We start from the raw sequence: 20949 nt of genomic DNA, 5'->3' as shown, positions 1-20949 counted from the left end.
GGACTGCGGGCGAGACTGCCTGCGCGCGGCGATCATGGGATCACACCTTCTTGATTTCCTTGATGCGGTTGTTGTCGTCGACCAGCACGATCTTCGGCTTGTAGTCGGCCAGTTCCGCATCGCTCATCGGCGCGTAGGTGCAGATGATCAGGTGGTCGCCCAGATGGGCCCGGCGCGCGGCGGCGCCGTTCAGCGAGATCTCGCCGGTGCCGCGCTTGCCCTTGATGATGTAGGTCGAGAAACGCTCGCCGTTGTTGACGTTGTAGAGCTCGATCTTCTCGTACTCCTTCATGTCCGCCGCGTCGAGCAGATCCTCGTCGATGCCGCACGAACCCTCGTAGTGCAGGTCCGCCTGCGTCACGGTGACGCGATGCAGCTTGGCGCGCAGAATGATGCGTTGCATGGTGTTGCTTTCCTTCGTTGATGCTGGCGCCGCGACGGCTCGAACGGGTGGCCGCGGCACCGTGAAAACGCGCCCGGGATGGGCGCGGGTTGAATCCGGTTTGAATCGATCTGGAGGGTTGGCGCTGCCGGCGCGCCGATCGCACAGGCAGCGCCGATCCGGCGGCCGCTCAGGCGGCCTGGCGGGCCAGCGCGCCGTCCTTGCTGATCAGGCAGGCCGCGACAATATCGTCTTCCGGGTTGATTGTCAGCTTGCCGTCCTTGTCGACGATCAGCTTGAGGAAGTCGAGCACGTTGCGCGCGTACAGCGCGGAGGCATCGGCCGCGACCATGCTGGCCAGATTGGTGTAGCCGACCAGCGTCACGCCATGGCGCTCGACGACCTCGTCCGCCACGGTCAGCGGGCAGTTGCCGCCTTGCGCGGCGGCCAGGTCGACCACCACCGAGCCCGGCTTCATCGCCTGCACGGTCTCTTCCTTCAGCAGCACCGGCGCGCGTCGTCCGGGGATCAGCGCGGTCGTGATGACGATATCGGCCTGCTTCGCGCGCTCGTGCACCAGCGCGGCCTGGCGCTGCATCCAGCTGGCCGGCATCGGCCGCGCGTAGCCGCCGACGCCCTGCGCGATCTCGCGCTCCTCGTCGGTTTCGAACGGCACGTCGAGAAACTTCGCGCCCAGCGATTCGATCTGTTCCTTGACCGCGGGCCGCACGTCGGAGGCCTCGATCACCGCGCCCAGCCGCTTGGCGGTCGCGATCGCCTGCAGGCCGGCCACGCCGGCGCCGAGAATCAGCACGCGCGCGGCCTTGACCGTACCGGCGGCGGTCATCAGCATCGGCATGAAGCGTTGATAGTGGTTGGCGGCGACCAGCACGGCCTTGTAGCCGGCGATGTTTGCCTGCGAGGACAGCACGTCCATGCTTTGCGCGCGGGTCGTGCGCGGCGCGGCCTCGAGCGCGAAGGCGACGATGCCGGCGGCGGCCATGCGCGCATTGTTGTCGGCGTCGAACGGATCGAGCATGCCGACCAGCGTGGCGCCGGGGCGAATCTGCGACAGTTCCTGCGGATCGGGGGAGCGGACCTTCAACACGAGCTCGGCGCCGAACGCGCGGGCCGCATCGACGATGCTGGCGCCGGCCGCCTCGTAGGCCGCGTCCGGACAGCTGGCACGCACACCGGCACCGCTCTGCACGAGCACCTGATGGCCCTGGGCGACGTACTTCTTGACGGTCTCGGGGGTGGCGGCGACACGCGCTTCGCCGGCCCGTGTCTCCAGCGGGATACCGATCTGCATCGTCAGCTTCTCCTGTTGCGGTGCCGCTCCGGGCTACGGCCGGGCAGGCATCCGGGCTCGTTTGTGGGCGCCGCCGTCCAGCGCAGCGCACAATTTTTTCGCAGCTTACAGGAATCTGCCGGCAATGGGTGCGATCGAGGTGCGTTCGGCGCGAGGCCCGGGCGCGGTCCGCGGCGCTGCAGCGCCGCGCGCCAGCCGGTAGAATGCCGGATTGCCTAAAACTTGTGCATCATGTCCCAAGACTGGAAAACCAGCGTCACCGTGGCGGCCGTGATCGAGCGCGGCGGCCGCTTCCTGCTGGTCGAAGAAGAAACCCGCGACGGCCTGAAGCTGAATCAGCCGGCCGGCCATCTGGACCCGGGCGAGAGCCTGGTGCGCGCCGTGATCCGCGAAACGCTGGAAGAAACCGCGCACAGCTTCGAACCGCGTGCGCTGCTCGGCTGCTATCTGGCCGGCTCGGTGACCTCGCCGACCGGCCAGCATCCCGAGGGCAACATCACCTATGTGCGGTTCGCCTTTACCGGCGATCTGGGTCCGCTCGACAGCGGCCGCCCCCTCGATACCGGCATCGTGCGCACGGTCTGGCTCAGTGCCGACGAGATCCGCGCCTGCCCGGAGCGCCATCGCTCGCCGCTGGTGCTGGCCTGCGTCGAGGACTATCTGGCCGGCAAGCGCTTCGCGCTCGACGCGCTGTACACGCATCCGTCGGCGCTGATGCCGGGAGCGCTGCCATGAGCGTCGTCACGAGCGCCGCCACTTCGGCCCGCCCCGAACTGAATCCCGGCATCGGCCGCGGCGAACGCGTCGTGGTCGGCATGTCGGGCGGGGTGGACTCGTCCGTCACCGCCTGGCTGCTCAAGCAGCAGGGCTACGAGGTGGTCGGCCTGTTCATGAAGAACTGGGAGGACGACGACGACAGCGAGTACTGCTCGACGCGCCAGGACTGGCTCGACGTGGTGTCGGTGGCCGACCTGATCGGCGTCGACGTCGAGGCGGTCAACTTCGCCGCCGAGTACAAGGACCGCGTGTTCGCCGATTTCCTGCGCGAGTATTCGGCCGGGCGCACGCCCAATCCCGACGTGCTGTGCAACGCCGAGATCAAATTCAAGGCCTTCCTCGACCATGCGATGTCGCTCGGCGCCGAGCGCATCGCCACCGGCCACTATGCGCGCGTGCGCCAGGGCGGGCACGGCCGCTTCGAACTGCTCAAGGCGCTGGACCATACCAAGGACCAGAGCTACTTCCTGCACCGCTTGAACCAGGCGCAGCTGTCGCGCACGCTGTTTCCGCTGGGCGAGCTGCCGAAGACCCAGGTGCGCGAAATCGCCGCGGAAATCGGCCTGCCGAACGCGAAGAAGAAGGATTCCACCGGAATCTGCTTTATTGGCGAGCGCCCATTCCGGGATTTTCTGAATCGCTATCTGCCGACCAAACCGGGGCCGATGAAGACGGCCGACGGCAAGGTCGTCGGCGAGCATATCGGGCTGGCGTTCTACACGCTGGGGCAGCGCAAGGGCATCGGCCTCGGCGGCAGCCGCGACGGCAGCGGCGATGCCTGGTACGTCGCGCGCAAGGACATGGCGTCGAACACGCTGTACGTGGTGCAGGGCCACGATCATCCGTGGCTGCTGTCGCCGACGCTGCGCGCGGCCGACCTGTCGTGGGTCGCCGGCGATGCGCCGCGCGCGGGCACCGCGCTCAGCGCCAAGACGCGCTATCGGCAGAGCGATGCCCCGTGCCTCGTCGACGCGGTCGATGCCGACAACCTGCAGCTGCGCTTCGACGAAGCGCAATGGGCCGTGACGCCGGGGCAATCGGCGGTGTTGTACGACGGTGAGGTCTGCCTGGGCGGCGGCATCATCCAGTGATGCCGCGCACGCCGTCCTCCAGCGACGGCGTGTCGGTGGCTGCGGACGCCACGGTTCACGGTGGCCACAGCGACCTCGGTGGCCACGGTGACCCCGGTCATCCTCAGCCCCGCGGCGGCTCCGTATCGATGAACGACTGGCGCTTGCTGACCTTGTCGTGGAAGGCGACCAGGTTGGGATGGCGCTCGCGCCAGGCGATGTCCGGGAAGCGGAAGTCCAGATAGGACAGCGCGCAGCCGACCGCGACGTCGGCCAGCGAATAATGGTTGCCGGCGCACCAGGTGCGGTCGGCCAGGCCGTTGGCCATCGCCACCAGCGCGCCGTCGATCTTGCCAAGCTGGCGGCGCACCCAGCGCTCGCTGCGCTCGGCCGGCTCGCGCTGCGTATGTTCCAGACGCGCCAGCAGCGCGGCGTCGAGCAGGCCGTCGGCCAGCGCTTCCCAGCAGCGCACCTCGAGCCGCTCGCGGCTGCCCTGCGGGATCATGCGGCTGACCGGCGTCAGCGTGTCGACGTACTCGACGATCACGCGCGAATCGAACACCGCGCCGCCGTCTTCCATCACCAGGCAGGGCACCTTGCCGAGGGGATTGAATTGACCGATCACCGTGTCCGGCGACCACACGTCGACTTCCACCAGCTGATAGTCGATCTTCTTCTCGGCCATCACCACGCGCACCTTGCGCGCGTAAGGGCTGGTCTGCGATGCGTACAGCTTCATGTTCTCCCCTTGAGCTCGTTATGGAGTGCATCGGGCGCTTCGCGATGGAGCGGCTGGCCTCGTGCGCCGGCGGTGGCGCGCGGGTCCTGTCTGCCTTGATGCACTTCGTAACAGGCTACTGGCTCGGCGTGGCGAGTATAACCGCCCGGGCGGCCGTTCCGGCACGGCGCCGGCGTGCAGCGGCGGGCCGGCGGGATTGCCCGCAACACTGACGACGATCGCGCGGCGCAGCGGGAAGGGCGGTGGTAAAATCGCGGCTTTCCAGCGCCGGCTGCCAGGCTGGTGCGCCGGATCGCCCCGGATCGCGCAGGATCGCGCAGGATCGCGCAGGATCGTACTTCCCGGCTTTGTATGCGCTTGAGTACATGGGATGTGCCAGCGCAGCTCGCCGCTGCCGCGTGCGCCGACGCCCCTGCCGACACCGTTCCAGTTTCCCTCTTCATTCCCTCCCGCCGTCTGCCAGCATGTCCGCTACCGCCTCCCCCGCCGCGCTCTCGCCGCTCACCGCCCTGTCCCCGATCGATGGCCGCTATGCCGCCAAGGCCGACCCGCTGCGCGAATGGCTGTCAGAGGCCGCCTTCATGCGCCACCGCGTCAAGGTCGAAGTCCATTGGCTGATCGCGCTGGCCCGCACCGGCCTGCCCGACATGCCGAAGTTCTCGGCGCAGTCCGAAGCCGCGCTGCTGGCGCTGGTCGACAACTTCAGCGAGGCCGACGCGGCCCGGATCAAGGAAATCGAGGCGGTCACCAATCACGACGTCAAGGCGGTCGAGTACTGGATGAAGGAGCGCGTGCAGGACAACGCCGAGCTGGTGGCCGCCAGCGAATTCATCCACTTCGCCTGCACCTCCGAGGACATCAACAACACCTCGCACGGCATGATGCTCAAGGGCGCGCGCGACAGCGTGCTGGTGCCGACGCTGCGCCGCGTGCATGCGCGGCTGGTGGAACTGGCGCACGCCAACGCCCGCGAGCCGATGCTGTCGCGCACGCACGGCCAGCCCGCCAGCCCGACCACGCTGGGCAAGGAAATGGCGAACGTCGCGGCCCGCCTGGCGCGCGCGATCGAACGGATCGAGCGGGTCGAGTTGCTGGGCAAGATGAACGGCGCGGTGGGCAACTACAACGCGCATCTGTCGGCCTATCCCGAGTTCGACTGGGAGGCCTTCTCGCGCGACGTCATCGAGAACCGGCTGGGCCTGGCCTTCAACCCGTACACGATCCAGATCGAACCGCACGACTACATGGCCGAGCTGTTCGACGCGGTGGCCCGCGCCAACACCATCCTGCTGGACCTGGACCGCGACGTCTGGGGCTATATCTCGCTGGGCTACTTCAAGCAGAAGACCAAGGCCGGCGAAATCGGCTCGTCGACGATGCCGCACAAGGTCAATCCGATCGACTTCGAGAACTCGGAGGGCAACCTGGGCCTGGCCAACGCGCTGCTGCGCCACCTGTCGGAGAAGCTGCCCGTCTCGCGCTGGCAGCGCGACCTGACCGACTCGACGGTGCTGCGCAATATCGGCGTCGCCTTCGGCTACAGCCTGCTGGCCTACGAGGCCTGCCTGCGCGGCCTGGGCAAGCTGGAAACCAATCCGGAGCGGCTGGCCGAGGACCTGGACAACTGCTGGGAAGTGCTGGCCGAGCCGGTACAGACCGTGATGCGCCGCCACGGCATCGCCAATCCCTATGAGCAACTGAAGGAACTGACCCGCGGCAAGGGCATCTCCCGCGAGGCGCTGCGCACCTTCATCGAAGGCCTGGCGATCCCCGACGAGGCCAAGGCTCGCCTGCTGGCGATGACCCCGGGCAGCTATATCGGCCGGGCGGTGGAGTTGGCGGAAAGGTTGAAGTAAGGCCTCGAGGGGTGCCGACACGATCTTGTGTCGGTGGCGCACGACGATTCCTTAAAGCCGTCCCTCCGGGCGGCTTTTTCTTTGGAGCGGTGACTGGCAACTGCTCGAGAAATGGGAGCCGCTCCGGGAAAGCCGGCGGGACATCGACCACTTGCCGCCGAAACCGCTTGATCCTCGAATCGGTCAAATTTGCGGTTGCGACTTTTGCGACACACCATAATCCGACCGGTTCTGCGCCGACGTCGGGGACCGGATCTATTCAAACGCTTTGAACGACTCAATGAAGTTCCGCCTTCCCGGCGTCACTTTGCGGACGCAATAATGCGAGAATTAACAGCGTCTGCCGAAAGAATAAAGACTGAAGCCGGATTTCATCGATGCGTTCCACTACCCCAGCGCGCTATGGCGCGACCGCGATCGGCCTGCACTGGATCGTCGCTCTGCTGATTTTCGCGGCCTTCGGGCTCGGTCTTTACATGACCGACATCCCGGGCTTCACGCCGACCAAGCTCAAGCTGTACTCGTGGCACAAGTGGCTGGGCGTGACGGTGTTCGCGCTGGCCGTGCTGCGCGTGCTCTGGCGCCTGACGCATGCCGCGCCGGCGCCGGTGGCCGGCATGCCGGCCTGGCAGGCCGGCGCGGCCAAGGCCGCCCACGGGCTGCTCTATCTGCTGATCCTGGTGGTGCCGGTAACCGGCTATCTGTACAGCCTCGCCGCCGGCGTGCCCGTCGTCTATCTGGGCATGTGGCCGCTGCCGACGCTGATCGAGCCGAACGACGCGCTGAAGGAAACGCTGAAGTTCGCCCATGTCTGGCTGAACTATCTGATGGCCGCGCTGGTCGTGCTGCATGCCGCGGCGGCGCTCAAGCACCAGTGGCTGGACCGCGACGGCACGCTCGGCCGCATGCTGCCGTTCCTGCGCTGAGTCCGGCCGATCGCTGCCGCTGTTCCGCTGTTCTGCTGTTCCGCATTGACCGAATGAAACCGAGGAGTCCTCGATGAAACGTATTCCCCGTCCCGGTGCCTTGCTGCTGGCCGCGTCGCTGGCCTGCGCCGGCTTTGCCGCCAATCTCGCCGCCGCCCAGTTCGATGCCGGCAAGAGTTCGGTGACCGCGGTCGCGCGCCAGATCGGCGTGCCGATGGAAGGCAAGTTCAAGCGCTTTGCCGCCGCGGTGGACTTCGATCCCGCCAGGCTGGCCAGCTCCAGCGCCAAGGTCGAGATCGACGTGGCCAGCTTCGAGATCGGCGACGCCGCCACCACCAAGGAGGTCAAGGGCAAGGACTGGTTCGATGCCGCGCGCTTCCCCAAGGCGGTGTTCGAATCGACCGGCATCAAGCCGGCCGCCGCCGGCAAGTTCGATGTCGCCGGCAAGCTGACCATCAAGGGCAAGACCGTGGACGTGGTGGTGCCCGCGACCTATCGCCAGGAAGGCGCCAATCAGGTCTTCGAGGGCGTGCTGCCGATCAAGCGCAGCGTCTTCAATATCGGCGAGGGCGAGTGGAAGGACACCTCGGTGGTCGCCGACGAGGTCCAGATCAAGTTCCGCCTCGTCACGGCCGCCAAGTCCTGAGCCGGACGACCACCGCCCCCGGGAATCGCGATCCCGCCCTGAAACCATCGTTGCGGTCACCGCCGCACCTGCCCGACGAAACCAACGGCTGAATCCAATCGCCGAACCAACGCTTACCGGAGAACCCATGAAACTGCGTACCGCCGCCGCCATCCTCGCCGCCGCTTCCGCCACCGCCTTCGCCAGCCTCGCCTCGGCGGCCGCCGTGACCTACAACCTCGATCCGACCCATACGTATCCGAGCTTCGAGGCCGATCACCTGGGCGGGTTGTCGAAGTGGCGCGGCAAGTTCGAGAAGTCCAGCGGCGTCGTCACGCTGGACCGCGCCGCCAAGACCGGCACGCTCGACATCAAGATCGATACCGCGTCGATCGACTTCGGCCACGGCAAGATGAACGAGCACGCCAAGAGCCCGGACATGTTCGACGTCCAGGCCTATCCCGAGGCGACCTACAAGGGCAAGTTCTCGAAGTTCGCCGGCGACGTGCCGACCGAGGTCGATGGCGTGCTGACGCTGCGCGGCGTGTCCAAGCCGGTCAAGCTGGAGATCCGCGAGTTCAAGTGCATGCAGCATCCGATGCTCAAGCGCGAGGCCTGCGGTGCCGACGCCTATGCCACCTTCAACCGCACCGACTTCGGCATCGACTACGGCGTCAAGATGGGCTTCAAGCCCGAGGTCAAGCTGGCGATCCAGGTCGAGGGCGTGCGCGCCGACTGAGGCTGCGGCGTCCGAACCTGCCGTTCCCGCGCAAGCGGGGTCCCGTTGAATTTCAAGGACGCCGGATTGCCGCTTGCGCGGGAACGACAGCATCGTGACACCAGTTTGTCAGCAGTTCGAGGGCCGGTTCAACCGGCCCTTTTTCATTGGCGGCAACCCTCCCGCGGTGGGGGGCCATGTGGGGTGGCTCCCCTCGTTGGGATGAGGGCCGTTGTCCACTGCAGCGAGCGCACAGTACAATCGGTCGCTGATTCGCACCTGGCGGCCCGGGAGCGAGACCGGGGGCAGGCATTGCCGGCCCGCGCTCCAGGCCGTTGCCGGCCGGCTTTCGGTCAGGCTGCTGGCCCGCATCGGCCTGTCGTTGGCCCGGCGGCAGTCCCGCAGCTTGCCCCTTCGCCGCTCACTTCCCGATCAGGATCGCAAGCGTATGCCCAACCCCTAGTTTCCGTGCATCGCCTTCGCCGAGCCGTTCGCGAGTTCCTTCGCCCATGCCGCGCCGGACCGTTCCGACCACCGTGTCGGCATGAGCCAGCCGCATCCTTCGGATTTTCCCTGGCGCAAAACCGTGTACTCCCAAACGCAAATTGATCCGGTGGTCAGCTTCCGCAATTCGCAGGGCGAGCAGGTGCGGGGCACGATCATTAATCTCCAGAGAAAATCTCTGGTGATGGAAGTCTATAACCCGTACTCGATTGTCCAGGTCAGCGAGGTATTGAGCGACCTGAGCGTCAGGATCGGGGCCAAGAACGCCTATCTTGGCAAAGCGGTGGTGATGAGCCTGGTCAATACCGGTCTCACGGCGGTGGTCTCGCTGACGCTGATCGACGAATGGCGCGAACTGAGCGACCTGCCCAACGAGCCGCGCTCGGTGGGGCGCGAGGCCGAGCTGTTCGTCAGCGACTGGGACACGCGCTTCAACATCCGCCGCGATTACCAGATCGCCGTCAACGAGATGCGCGCCTTCCTGTCCGAGGTCTCGCGCTGGGTCGAGCAGGTCGACCTGACCGAAAGCCTGCCCAAGGTCGACGGCCGCTTGCGCGCAGACGTGTTCCAGGAGCTGGCCACGCCGCTGATGGTGAAGGTCAAGTCGTACCTGGACCGGCTCGAAGGGGAGGCCGAGCGCGTCGACGTCGAGCTGGCGCCGGTGCATCGGACCTATGCGCAATCGGCGCTGCATCCGCTGCTGCTGCGCGCGCCGTTCGTCTATCGCACCTTCACCAAGCCGCTCGGCTACGCCGGCGACTACGAGATGGTGAACCAGATCCTGAGCGATCCGCAGCAGGGACCGACCACCTACTTCCAGATCGTCAATACGGCCTTCCTGAAGGCGGCGGTCGCCACCGCGCACCGCAACCGCATCGATCTGCTGGTCAACTTCCTCAGCCGGCAGGCGGACAGCGCCCGCGCGGCGGGGCGGCCGTTCCGCGTGCTGAACGTCGGCTGCGGCCCGGCCTTCGAGATCCAGCGCTTTGCGCGCGAATACGCCGAGCCGGACCGGCTGTCGTTCCAGCTGGTCGACTTCAGCGAGGAGACCCTCGAATTTACCCGCGGCTCCATCCAGCGCGCCGCCCGGGAGGCGGGACGCAGCCTGCAGGTCGAGATGGTGCACGAGTCGGTGCACGAGCTGCTCAAGCGGCGTATCGCGGTCGAGGATCCTTCGGTGCGCGAGTTCGATGCGGTCTATTGCGCCGGCCTGTTCGACTATCTGTCCGACAAGGTCTGCGCCCGTCTGCTGAGCCATTTCGCCGCGCGCACGCGCCCGGGCGGGCGGGTGCTGGTCACCAACGTCCATTCGAACAATCCCGAGCGATACGGGATGGAACATCTGCTCGAGTGGTACCTGATCTATCGCGACGAACCAAAGATGCTGAGCCTGCTGCCCGAGCAGTCGACCGACCACGAGGTCTATGTCGATGCCACGGGCGTCAACGTGTTCGCTGAAGCCACCATCTCCTGAGGCGGCGCCGCCGATCTGCCATGACTGTCAACCGACTCTACGCCGGATACCAGGCCGAACTGGCCGACTTTCGCCTGGCGTTCAGCCGCGGCGGGGCCTACACCGCCATCGTGCTGGTGCTGCTCGGCATGGGTCTCGACTACGGCCAGTACCCGGAGTGGCAGGGACCCTTCGCGGTCGCGCGCATCGTCGTCTCGATGCTGATCGCCGGCATCGTCGTGGTGCTGTACAGCCAGCACGGGCGCAGGCTGGCGCCATGGCTGACGCTGTCGTGGCTGTTGCTGCCGCAGCTGATGATCGCGTGGATGATCTGGGAGACCGATGGCGTCGCCTCGCCGTACTACGTCGGCCTGAACCTGGCGATCTTCGCCTCGGGTATCGCGCTGCCGTTCGGCCTGTGGCAGAACGTGGTGTTCGGCGGCCTGTCGTACCTTTGCTATCTGGTGGCCTGCCTGCTGCATCCGGACGGCCTGCATCCGGTCGGCACCTTCCTGGTCAACTCGCTGTTCGTGCTGTTTGCCGGCGCCGCCAGCGCGGTCTACACCTACTTCAACGAGAAGGGCCGCTTCCAGCTGTTCCGGCTGAAGGAAGAACTGGCCAACAAGAACGACGAGCTCGCCCGCATCAACGAGAATCTGGCGCAGATCAAGGGCCAGCTGCTGCAGCAGGAGAAGATGGCCGCGGTCGGTACGCTGGCCGCGGGGCTGCTGCACGAGGTCAACAACCCGGTCAATTTCTGCCTGATGGCGATCGAGATCGCGCTGGAGGAACCGCAGGCCAAGGAGAGCGCCTCGCTGCAGGAATGCCTGATCGACGCCCGGCAAGGGATGCAGCGGATCCAGCATATCGTCTCGGACCTGAAGATCTTTGCCTATCGGCAACCCGGCGCCGAGGTCGAGGGCCGCCCCTTCCTGTTCGAGAAGGCGCTCGACTCGGCCAGCCGGCTGACCGCGCACGAACTGCGCGGCGTGCGGATGACGCGCGAGCTGCCGCCGGACACGCTGGTGTTCGGCGACGAGGCCGCCATCATCGGCGTGCTGATCAACCTGTTCTCGAACGCCGCGCTGGCGATGCGCAAGGCCGGCACGCCGGCACCGGCGATCCATACCACCGTGGTGTGGAAGGACGGCCGGCTGCACGTCAACGTACGCGACAACGGCCCGGGCATCCCCAGCGAGAATCTCGCGCGCGTGTTCGAGCCTTTCTTCACCACGCGCGAGGTCGGCCAGGGCCTGGGCCTGGGCCTGTCGATCAGCTATGCGGTGATCGAGCGGCATGGCGGCGTGCTGTTCGCCGAAAGCGAACTGGGCCAGTGGGCCGCGTTCAGCTTCGATCTGCCGCGGGCGGAATGAGCGCGCCATGACGGAACAGCGGACAGACATGCGGACAGAGCCGCGGACCGAACTGCGGACCGATTTGCGCCAGCCGCGGCTGACCGTGCTCTACGTCGACGACGAGGAGATGGCCTGCAAGTATTTCGCCCGCGCCGCCGGCGCGGAGTACGAAGTGCTGCTCGCCCAGGGCGCGGACCAGGCCATCGAGATGCTGCGCAACGACAGCGGCCGCACCGCGGTGCTGGTCACCGACTTCCGCATGCCGGGGCGCAACGGCGCCGATCTGCTGCGGCAGGTCGCCGCCGAGTATCCGCAGATCGTGCGGATCCTGGTGACGGCCTACGCCGACAAGGACATGCTGCTGCAGACCGTCAACAGCGGCGAGGTGTTTCGCATCCTCGAGAAGCCGCTCGGCCTGCAGGCGGTGCGGGATGTGCTGGCGCTCGCGCGGGAGCGTCATCGCGAACGGCAGTCGCGGCACCAGCGGCTGACCGCGATCGACGAGACGCTGGCTTTCCTCGCGCACGAACTTAACACCCCGCTGGCGGCTATCGCGAATTTCGCCCGCGGTGTTGAAAGCCGCAGCAGCGCCGAATACGATCCGCAGCGCCAGGCCGAGATCGGCCAGGCGGCCGCGGTGATGCACAGCAATGCGCAGTACTGCCTGGCGGTGATCTCGTCGTTCCTGCAGTCGGTGCGCGGCAATGGCGAACGGCCGCTGACCAGCGAGAACGATCGCGACATCACCGCAGGCAGCCTGATCATGGCGCTGCTCGACAGCTATCCGTTCACCGGGCCGCAGCGCAACTGGGTCGAGGTCGAACTGCACGGCGACTTCATCGTCCATACGCTGCCGAACTGCGTGTCGCTGGTGCTGTCGTCGCTGCTGAACAATGGCTTGCGGGCGCTGACCGATGTCCCCAAGCCGTCGCTGCGCTTCCGTGTCGTGGCGCAGCCCGACCCCGTGATCTGCATCAGCGACAACGGTCCAGGCATTCCGCCCGACGTGATGGAGCGCCTGCTGGTCGATCCGGTCACCACGCATGCCGCCGCCGGCGGAAATGGCCTCGGCATGATTTTCTGCAACCGCGTCATGCAGTCGTTCGGCGGCGGCATCCGGATCGAATCGATTCCGGGCGCCGGCACCACCGTGACGCTGGAATTCCCTCAGACGAAGAATCGAATGCACAGCAATAGGAGCGGTCAATGAACGAACCGAACGACAACCAGGCATCGCCTCCCGCGATTCTGTTCGTCGACGACGAGGCCACCGCGGTCAAGTATTTCCAGAGGGCGATCGGCGGGCTGGCGCCCGTGGTCACCGGCGGTTCGGTCGAGGAGGGCAAGGCGCTGCTCGAAGCCCATGGCGACACGCTGGCCGTGCTGGTCTCCGACCAGCGCATGCCGGGCGAATACGGCAACGAGCTGCTGCGCCATGCGCGCGAGCACTATCCGCATATCGTCCGCATCCTGACCACCGCGTATTCCGAGCTCGAGTCGACCGTGCAGGCGGTCAACGAAGGGCAGATCCACCGCTATATCAAGAAGCCGTGGGACATCACCGCGCTGCGCATGGAGCTCAAGCAGGCGCTGGAGATCGCCGGCCTGCGACGCGAACGCGACCAGCTGGTGCGCGAGAAGCTGAGCGTGATCCAGCGCCAGACGCTGGCGGGGCGCATCGGCATGGTGCGCGCGCTGTGCGCCAGCCTGATCGGTCCGGAGCGCTTCCAGCCGGTCGAGACCTATCTGGCCGCCGCCGTGATGGCCGGTGCCAAGGGTCCGGAGCCCGACTGGGCCAGGATGGACTACGCCGACCTGATCGGCGCCGAAAGCCAGCGCAGCGGCGCCTTCGGCCATGCGGTGGCGAGCCGGCTGGCACAACTGCGCAGCGCGCATGACGCGGCGGCGGGTGCCGACGCGCTGGCGGTGATCGCGCAGCAGCTGGGCGAGGCGGTGCGCCGCGATGGTGACGCGCTGGTGTGGCTGTCGTTGCCGGTGCTGTCCGAATTCCTCGGCGCGCCGGTCGGCACCGCGGTGTCGGACCAGCACGCAGCGTGGTTTGCCGCGCTGCTGTGGCTCGATCGCAGCGGCAATGCGCTGCAGATGCTGCGCGACGGCAATACCATCGTCTCGCGCCTGGCGCCGGCATCGACGCAGTTCGGCGCCGACCGGCTGGCGATCTGGATCGAGCAGTTCTGACCGAACCTGACAGCATCTGAAGGAAGCCGGTTCGCTTCCTTCCGCCGGGAGCGGGGCAATGAAAAACGGGGCCTGGGCCCCGTTTTTTTACGCCTGCTTTCTGGCTAGCGGCACGTCATGCCTGCGCGCCGTAGTTCGGATCGTCGCGGTCGGCCCCGCCGGCCTTCTTTTCGCCCTTGATCAGGTCCTCGCGCTTGACGCCCAGCCACATGGCCAGCGCCGCGGCGACGAACACCGACGAATAGATGCCGAACAGGATGCCCACCGTCAGCGCCAGCGCGAAGTAGTGCAGCGTCGGACCGCCGAAGAAGAACATCGACAGCACCATCATCTCGGTCGAGCCGTGCGTGATGATGGTTCGCGAGATGGTGCTGGTGATCGCGTTGTCGATGACCTCGTGGGTATTCATCTTGCGGAACTTGCGGAAGTTCTCGCGGATCCGGTCGAAGATCACCACCGACTCGTTGACCGAATAGCCGAGCACCGCCAGCACCGCCGCCAGCACCGACAGCGAGAATTCCCACTGGAAGAAGGCGAAGAAGCCCAGGATGATCACGATGTCGTGCAGGTTGGCGATGATGCCCGCCACCGCGAACTTCCATTCGAAGCGGATCGACAGGTAGATCACGATGCCGGCGATCACGCACAGCAGCGCCAGCAGGCCGTCGGTGGCCAGCTCCTTGCCGACCTGCGGGCCGACGAATTCGACGCGCTGCAGGTTGGCGTCGGGCGAGACCGCCTTGAGCGCGCCCATCACCTGCTCGCTCTGCTGTGCCGAGCTGACCGGCTTGCCGTCGGCGCCTTTCTGCAGCGGCAGGCGGATCATCACGTCGCGCGAGGTGCCGAAGTTCTGCACCTGCACGTCGGTGTAGCCGAGCTTGCCGACCTGGCCGCGGATCCGTTCCAGGTCGGCGGGTTGCTGGTAGCTGACCTCCATCACCGTGCCGCCGGTGAATTCGATCGACAGGTGCAGGCCCTTCTGCCAGAGGAAAAAGACGGCGGCGAAGAACGTCACGAAGGAGATCACGTTGAAGATCAACGCGTGCTTCATGAACGGAATGTCGCGCCGGATGCGGAAGAATTCCATGGTGAATCCTGTATCTGCTGCAGCGTGCTGCGTTCGGGTGTTTCGTTCGAGGGTATCGTGCGAAGGTGACGTTCGAGGGTGACGTTCGAGTCTGGCCGTCAGGCCGGAGCCGCGGGGCAGGGCCCCGCCGCGCTCACGCTCATTGCCCTCACTTGTTGGCCACGGTGCCCTTGTTGTCCGGGCCGGGCTTCCAGATCTGGCCGATCGACACGCTCTGCAGCTTCTTCTTGCGGCCGTACCAGAGGTTGACCAGGCCGCGGTTGAAGAACACCGCCGAGAACACCGACGTCAGGATGCCCAGGCAGTGCACCACCGCGAAGCCGCGCACCGGGCCCGAACCGAAGGCCAGCAGCGCCAGGCCGGCGATCAGCGTGGTCACGTTCGAGTCCAGGATCGTGGCCCAGGCGCGGTCGAAGCCGACCGCGATCGCCATCTGCGGCGACGCCCCCGCGCGCAGTTCCTCGCGGATGCGCTCGTTGATCAGCACGTTGGCGTCGATCGCCATGCCCAGCACCAGCGCGATGGCCGCGATGCCGGGCAGCGTCAGCGTGGCCTGCAGCATCGACAGCACCGCGATCAGCAGCAGCAGGTTGACGCCAAGCGCGATCACCGAGAACACGCCGAACAGCAGGTAGTACAGCACCATGAAGACGGCGATCGCGGCAAAGCCGTAGGCCACCGAGTCGAAGCCCTTCTCGATGTTGTCGGCGCCCAGCGACGGGCCGATGGTGCGTTCCTCGATGATGTCCATCGGCGCGGCCAGCGAGCCGGCGCGCAGCAGCAGCGCGAGGTCGTTGGCGGCCTCGGTCGAGTACGAGCCGGTGATCTGGAAGCTCGAGCCCAGTTCGGACTGGATCGTCGCCACCGTCAGCACTTCACCCTTGCCCTTCTCGAACAGCACGATGCCCATCGGCTTGCCGATGTTCTCGCGCGAGACGTCGCGCAGCACGCGGCCGCCCTGGGCGTCGAGCTTGATGTTGACCGACGGGCGCTGGTTCTGGTCGAAGCCGGCCGACGCGCTTTCGATGCGGTCGCCGGTGAAGATCACCTGCTTCTTCAGCACCACCGGGGCGCCGTTGCCGTGCAGGAACAGCTCGCTGCCGAACGGGATCGGATCGCCCTGGCGCGGGGCGCGCGGCGCGTCCGGATCGACCAGGCGGGCCTCCAGCGTGGCGGTGCGGCCGATGATGTCCTTGGCCTTGGCGGTGTCCTGCACGCCCGGCAGCTGCACCACGATGCGCTCCGCGCCTTGCTGCTGGATCACCGGCTCGGCCACGCCCAGTTCATTGACGCGGTTGTGCAGCGTGGTGATGTTCTGCTTCACGGCGGCGTCCTGCACCGCGCGGCGCGCCACCTCGGTGAAGGTGCCGACCACGTTGTTGCCGTCCATCGCGAAGGTCAGGTCCGGCAGGCTGTCGGCCAGCACGCCGCGCGCGCGGGTGGCGTCCTCGGGGTTGTTGAAGCGCACCGTCACGCGGTCGCCGTTGCGGTCCACGCCGCCGTGGCGGATGCCCTTGTCGCGCAGCACGGTGCGCGCGTCGCCGGCCAGGCTGTCCAGCTTCTTGTCTACCGCGCCCTTCATGTCGACCTGCAGCAGGAAGTGCACGCCGCCGCGCAGGTCCAGGCCCAGGTACATCGGCAGCGCATGCAGCGAGGTCAGCCACTTCGGCGAGCCGGACAGCAGGTTCAGCGCGACCACATAGGTCGGATCGTTGGGATCGGGATTGAGCGCGCGCGACAGCACGTCCTTGGCGCGCAGCTGCTCGTCGGTGGTGCGGAAGCGCGCCTTGACCGAGCCGGACTGTCCCGACACGTCATAGAACACGCCGTCGGGCTGCAAGCCGTTCTGCGCCAGCACCTGCTCGATCTGCTTCTGCATCGCCAGATCGACCTTGACGGTGGCCTTGCCCGACGAGACCTGCACCGCAGGCGCCTCGCCGAAGAAGTTGGGCAGCGTATAGATGATGCCGATGGCAAGCGCCACCAGGATCACGAGGTATTTCCAAAGCGGATAGCGATTCATCTTCGGCCAGTCTTTCTACGGTCTTTCTACGGCCGGCGCAGCGCGCGGACGGGAATCCGCGGGCGTATCGCGCAGGCAACCGGTTGGCAAACAGCCGCCTGGCCCGACCGGAGACTTCCCGGGGCGGGGCCAGGCGGCTGTGCGGGCACGCTATTGGCGGCGTGCCGGAACCTTGCGGCGGACCCGCAAGGCCTGAGAGAGCGAGGGGCTCAGAGCGCCTTCAGCGAACCCTTCGGCAGCACCGCGGTGACGGCGTTCTTCTGCACCGTGATCTCGGTGCCTTCGGCGATTTCCAGCGTCACATACTGCTCGTTGACCTTGGTGACCCGGCCCAGGATGCCGCCGGCGGTGACGACTTCGTCGTTCTTGGCCAGCGCTTCCAGCATCGCCTTGGCTTCCTTCTGCCGCTTCATCTGCGGGCGGATCATGATGAACCACAGCACCGCGAACATCAGGATGATCGGCAGGAAACTCATCAGGCCACCCGCCGCGCCGCCGGCCCCGCCGGCGGTCTGGGCAAATGCGTTCGAAATCAGCACGTTGCTTCTCCGTCACAAAATTGATTCAAGGAATCGGGCATTCTATCACCCGGTTCGGCCCGTTCAGCGGCTTGCGTCGCCTTGCCGGGCCCGCCCGTCGCGGGCCGCCGGCGGCAGGGCGGCCGGGGCCGTCTTACTGCGTGCCGCGCGCCCGGTCGGCGGCGAACTGGCGGCGGAAGGCGTCGAAGCGGTGCTGCTCGATCGCCTCGCGGATTTCGCGCATCAGCTGCAGGTAGTAATACAGATTGTGGATCGTATTGAGCCGCGCGCCCAGAATTTCTCCGACCCGGTGCAGATGGTGCAGATAGGCCCGCGAGAAATTGCGGCAGGTGTAGCAGGCGCAGCTTTCGTCCAGCGGGCGCGGGTCGTTGCGGTGCGCCGCGTTCTTGATCTTGACGTCGCCGAAGCGGGTAAACAGCCAGCCGTTGCGGGCATTGCGGGTCGGCATCACGCAGTCGAACATGTCGACGCCGGAGGCCACGCCCGCCACCAGGTCCTCCGGCGTGCCGACGCCCATCAGATAGTGCGGCTTGTCCGCCGGCAGCCGCGGGCCGACGTGTTCGAGCACCCGCATCATGTCTTCCTTGGGCTCGCCGACCGACAGGCCGCCGATCGCCAGGCCATGGAAGCCCAGCTCCGACAGCCCGGCCAGCGATTCGTCGCGCAGGTCCTCGAACATGCCGCCCTGGACGATGCCGAACAGCGCGTTCGGGTTGGCCAGCCGCTCGAACTCGTCGCGCGAGCGCTTGGCCCAGCGCAGGCTCATGCGCATCGAGCGCGCGGCCTCCTCGTGCGTGGCCGGGCGGCCCTCGATCTCGTACGGCGTGCATTCGTCGAACTGCATCACGATGTCCGAGTTCAGCGTGCGCTGGATCTGCATCGAGATCTCGGGCGACAGGAACAGCTTGTCGCCGTTGACCGGCGAGGCGAAGGTCACGCCTTCCTCGGTGATCTTGCGCAGCTCGCCCAGCGAGAACACCTGGAAGCCGCCCGAATCGGTCAGGATCGGCTTGTCCCAGCCGATGAAGCGGTGCAGGCCCTGGTGGGTGTCGATGACCTCCAGCCCGGGCCGCAGCCACAGATGGAAGGTATTGCCCAGGATGATCTGCGCGCCGATTTCGTTGAGCTCCAGCGGCGACATCGCCTTGACCGAGCCATAGGTGCCGACCGGCATGAAGATCGGCGTCTCGACCACGCCGTGGTTCAGGGTGACGCGGCCGCGGCGGGCGTTGCCGTCGGTGGTGAGCAGTTCGAATTCGAGCATGGCGTAGGGGTGGCGGAGATTCGGTGGGCCGGGGCGTGCCGGGGCAGGGCGCGGGCGGCGGTTCAGGGCTGGCGCTGCAGCAGCATCGCGTCGCCGTAGCTGAAGAAGCGATAGCGCTGCTCGACCGCATGGCGATAGGCGATGCGGATCGGCTCGATGCCGGCCAGCGCCGACACCAGCATCAGCAGCGTCGACTTGGGCAGATGGAAGTTGGTGATCAGCGCGTCGACCAGCCGGAAGCGATAGCCCGGCGTGATGAAGATGTCGGTGTCGCCGCTGCCGGCCCGCAGTTCGCCTTCGGGCGTCGCGGCCGATTCCAGCGCGCGCAGCGAGGTGGTGCCGACCGCGATCACGCGGCCGCCGGCGGCGCGGGTGTCGCGCACCGCCTGCGCCAGTTCCTCGGAGATCGCGTACCACTCCGAATGCATCTTGTGCTCGGCCAGGTTCTCCGTGCGCACCGGCTGGAAGGTGCCGGCGCCGACGTGCAGCGTCAGGAAGGCGCGCCGCACGCCGTGGGCGTCGAGCCGGGCGAACAGCGCGTCGTCGAAATGCAGCCCGGCCGTCGGCGCCGCCACCGCGCCCGGATGGCGCGCATAGACGGTTTGGTAGCGGCTCTCGTCGTAGGCGTCCGGATCGTGCGTGATATAGGGCGGCAGCGGCAGGCGGCCGAAGCGCTCGATCAGGTCCAGCGCCGGCTCGGGAAAGCGCAGCGTGAAAAACTGGTCCACGCGCGGGCCGACCGTGACATCAAAAGCATCGGCCAGCCGCAGCGTGCTGCCCTCGGCCGGCGTCTTCGAGGCGCGCACCTGGGCCAGCACCGTGTCGGCGTCGAGCACGCGCTCGACCAGCACCTCGACCTTGCCGCCGCTGGCCTTCTGGCCGAAGAAGCGGGCCTTGATCACGCGGGTGTCGTTGAACACCAGCAGGTCGTCCGGGCGCAGATAGTCGGTCAGGTCGGCGAAGGCGCGATCGTCCAGCTCGGTGGCGCCGTCCGCGCCGGTCCGCACGACCAGCAGCCGGCTCGCGCTGCGGTCGGGCAGCGCGGTCTGGGCGATCAGTTCGGGGGGCAGCGGAAAGTCGAAATCGGACAGCGTCAGCATAAAAGGACAGGGACCGGCGCCTCGCAACGAGGCCGGCGGCAGGTGCAAAAGGGGCAGCGGGTCGGGATACCGCCGGTGGCGCCTGGAGCGCGCGGCGCAGGCATGGGTACAATCGGCGGACCCGCTATTGTAAGGCTTCGGCCGCCAGGCTTGCCGCCATGGCCGTGATGGCGGGTATTCCGCCGGGGCGACCCGCGGAGCGCCGACGGCCCCGCCGTTTCCCACGATCCGATCCGACACGCCCGCGGCGCCGCCGCGCCCTGCCGACCACGCCTCGATGCCCGTCACCGCCAGCGAACGCACGCCCGAGCCAGACGCCCAGCCGCAATCGGCCAAGCCGGCTGTCAAGTCCGCCAAGTCCGGCGCTCCCGCCAAGGCCGACGCGCCCGCCAAATCGGGCAAGCCCGCCGCGCCGTCGTCGGCGATGGCCAAGCTCGCCAAGCTGGGCCTGAAGCGCGACGTCGACCTGGTGCTGCATCTGCCGATGCGCTACGAGGACGAGACCACGCTGCTGCCGATCAGGGAGGCCGTGCATCGCGCGGGCCTGGGCTTCGCCGTGCAGGTCGAGGGGGAGGTGGTGTCCAACGAGGTCACGCTGCGGCCGCGCCGGCAACTGGTGGTGCGCATCGCCGACGACAGCGGCGAGCTGACGCTGCGCTTTCTCAATTTCTACGGCAGCCAGGCAAAGCAGATGGCCGAGGGCGTGCGGCTGCGCGTGCGCGGCGAAGTCCGCGGCGGCTTCTTCGGCGCTGAGATGATCCATCCCGTCGTGCGCCCGGTCGGCCCCGACGAGCCGCTGCCGGACCGCTTGACGCCGGTCTATCCCGCTACCGCCGGCATCTCGCAGGCCTATCTGCGCAAGGCGATCGGCGGGGCGCTGCAGCGCACGCCGCTGCCGGAGACGCTGCCGCGGCCGCTGCTCGACGGCCCGCTGGCGCCGTTGAAGCTGCAGCCGCTGGCCGAATCGCTGCGGCTGCTCCATGCGCCGCCGCCGCAGGTCGACGAGGCCGCGCTGATCGA

General features: G+C 67.2%; 18 protein-coding genes and 1 pseudogene. 11 read left to right on the top strand and 8 right to left on the bottom strand.

Features of this window, described 5'->3' with window-relative positions; translation table 11 throughout:
* Positions 1–40: 40 nt before the first annotated feature.
* A complete protein-coding gene (gene panD / locus AC6EI8_RS08600; RefSeq protein WP_006577190.1) occupies positions 41–403 on the bottom strand; it encodes an aspartate 1-decarboxylase in 363 nt (120 codons plus the stop codon).
* 169 nt (positions 404–572) lie between these two features.
* Positions 573–1694 carry a Re/Si-specific NAD(P)(+) transhydrogenase subunit alpha gene (locus AC6EI8_RS08595; RefSeq protein WP_149316648.1) on the bottom strand — a complete coding sequence of 374 codons (1122 nt, stop codon included), beginning with the start codon at positions 1692–1694 and terminating at the stop codon, positions 573–575.
* A gap of 231 nt (positions 1695–1925) precedes the next feature.
* On the opposite strand from AC6EI8_RS08595, the gene AC6EI8_RS08590 reads away from it, so the two are divergent.
* Together AC6EI8_RS08590 and mnmA are read left to right on the top strand one after the other, a co-directional pair.
* Positions 1926–2429 (top strand): NUDIX hydrolase, encoded by a 504-nt coding sequence (locus AC6EI8_RS08590; RefSeq protein WP_498381722.1) that lies wholly within the window; start codon positions 1926–1928, stop codon positions 2427–2429.
* Positions 2426–3562 carry a tRNA 2-thiouridine(34) synthase MnmA gene (gene mnmA / locus AC6EI8_RS08585; RefSeq protein WP_262484825.1) on the top strand — a complete coding sequence of 379 codons (1137 nt, stop codon included), beginning with the start codon at positions 2426–2428 and terminating at the stop codon, positions 3560–3562. Before AC6EI8_RS08590 ends, mnmA begins: the two co-directional genes overlap by 4 nt.
* A 103-nt stretch (positions 3563–3665) precedes the next feature.
* Here mnmA and AC6EI8_RS08580 read toward each other — a convergent pair whose 3' ends face one another.
* Positions 3666–4280, bottom strand: coding sequence for a glutathione S-transferase family protein (locus tag AC6EI8_RS08580; protein WP_226107154.1), 615 nt, complete (start codon positions 4278–4280; stop codon positions 3666–3668).
* 464 nt (positions 4281–4744) lie between these two features.
* On the opposite strand from AC6EI8_RS08580, the gene purB reads away from it, so the two are divergent.
* From purB to AC6EI8_RS08540, 8 genes are all read left to right on the top strand, one after another.
* Positions 4745–6136 (top strand): adenylosuccinate lyase, encoded by a 1392-nt coding sequence (gene purB, locus AC6EI8_RS08575; RefSeq protein WP_149316651.1) that lies wholly within the window; start codon positions 4745–4747, stop codon positions 6134–6136.
* A gap of 377 nt (positions 6137–6513) precedes the next feature.
* On the top strand, positions 6514–7062 hold the full coding sequence (locus AC6EI8_RS08570; protein WP_150083392.1) for a cytochrome b: 549 nt from the start codon (positions 6514–6516) through the stop codon (positions 7060–7062).
* 73 nt (positions 7063–7135) lie between these two features.
* The gene (locus tag AC6EI8_RS08565; protein WP_498381721.1) at positions 7136–7708 is read left to right on the top strand and encodes a YceI family protein; all 573 of its coding nucleotides are present in this window, start codon (positions 7136–7138) and stop codon (positions 7706–7708) included.
* 127 nt (positions 7709–7835) lie between these two features.
* Positions 7836–8426, top strand: a complete 591-nt coding sequence (locus AC6EI8_RS08560) for a YceI family protein (RefSeq protein ID WP_226107156.1) — start codon at positions 7836–7838, stop codon at positions 8424–8426.
* 565 nt (positions 8427–8991) lie between these two features.
* Positions 8992–10383, top strand: a complete 1392-nt coding sequence (locus AC6EI8_RS08555; RefSeq protein WP_150083391.1) for an SAM-dependent methyltransferase — start codon at positions 8992–8994, stop codon at positions 10381–10383.
* Positions 10384–10403: 20 nt separating this feature from the next.
* Complete coding sequence (locus AC6EI8_RS08550; protein WP_149316656.1) at positions 10404–11735, top strand: sensor histidine kinase; 1332 nt, start codon at positions 10404–10406, stop codon at positions 11733–11735.
* 28 nt (positions 11736–11763) lie between these two features.
* Entirely contained in the window at positions 11764–12927 is a 1164-nt protein-coding gene (locus AC6EI8_RS08545) for a hybrid sensor histidine kinase/response regulator (protein ID WP_187829093.1), read from the top strand.
* Positions 12924–13916, top strand: a complete 993-nt coding sequence (locus AC6EI8_RS08540) for a response regulator (RefSeq protein ID WP_149316657.1) — start codon at positions 12924–12926, stop codon at positions 13914–13916. Before AC6EI8_RS08545 ends, AC6EI8_RS08540 begins: the two co-directional genes overlap by 4 nt.
* 115 nt (positions 13917–14031) lie before the next feature.
* Here AC6EI8_RS08540 and secF read toward each other — a convergent pair whose 3' ends face one another.
* The 5 genes from secF to queA form a co-directional block, all read right to left on the bottom strand.
* Positions 14032–15003, bottom strand: coding sequence for a protein translocase subunit SecF (gene secF, locus AC6EI8_RS08535; protein ID WP_149316658.1), 972 nt, complete (start codon positions 15001–15003; stop codon positions 14032–14034).
* Between the two features lie 148 nt (positions 15004–15151).
* On the bottom strand, positions 15152–17026 hold the full coding sequence (gene secD, locus AC6EI8_RS08530) for a protein translocase subunit SecD (RefSeq protein WP_150083390.1): 1875 nt from the start codon (positions 17024–17026) through the stop codon (positions 15152–15154).
* Positions 17027–17235: 209 nt separating this feature from the next.
* A complete protein-coding gene (yajC, locus tag AC6EI8_RS08525) occupies positions 17236–17565 on the bottom strand; it encodes a preprotein translocase subunit YajC (RefSeq protein WP_149316660.1) in 330 nt (109 codons plus the stop codon).
* Positions 17566–17698: 133 nt separating this feature from the next.
* Positions 17699–18829 (bottom strand): tRNA guanosine(34) transglycosylase Tgt, encoded by a 1131-nt coding sequence (gene tgt / locus AC6EI8_RS08520; RefSeq protein WP_226107158.1) that lies wholly within the window; start codon positions 18827–18829, stop codon positions 17699–17701.
* Between the two features lie 62 nt (positions 18830–18891).
* The gene (queA, locus tag AC6EI8_RS08515) at positions 18892–19929 is read right to left on the bottom strand and encodes a tRNA preQ1(34) S-adenosylmethionine ribosyltransferase-isomerase QueA (protein WP_226107160.1); all 1038 of its coding nucleotides are present in this window, start codon (positions 19927–19929) and stop codon (positions 18892–18894) included.
* A 277-nt stretch (positions 19930–20206) separates the two neighbouring features.
* Here queA and AC6EI8_RS08510 point away from each other — a divergent pair.
* Positions 20207–20949, top strand: a pseudogene (locus AC6EI8_RS08510) (ATP-dependent DNA helicase RecG); the annotation flags it as partial.

The sequence above is a fragment of the Cupriavidus sp. R6-3 genome (assembly GCF_059772245.1).
The sequence above is the reverse complement of the archived record's forward strand: the minus strand, read 5'-3'. Positions and strand labels throughout refer to the sequence as shown.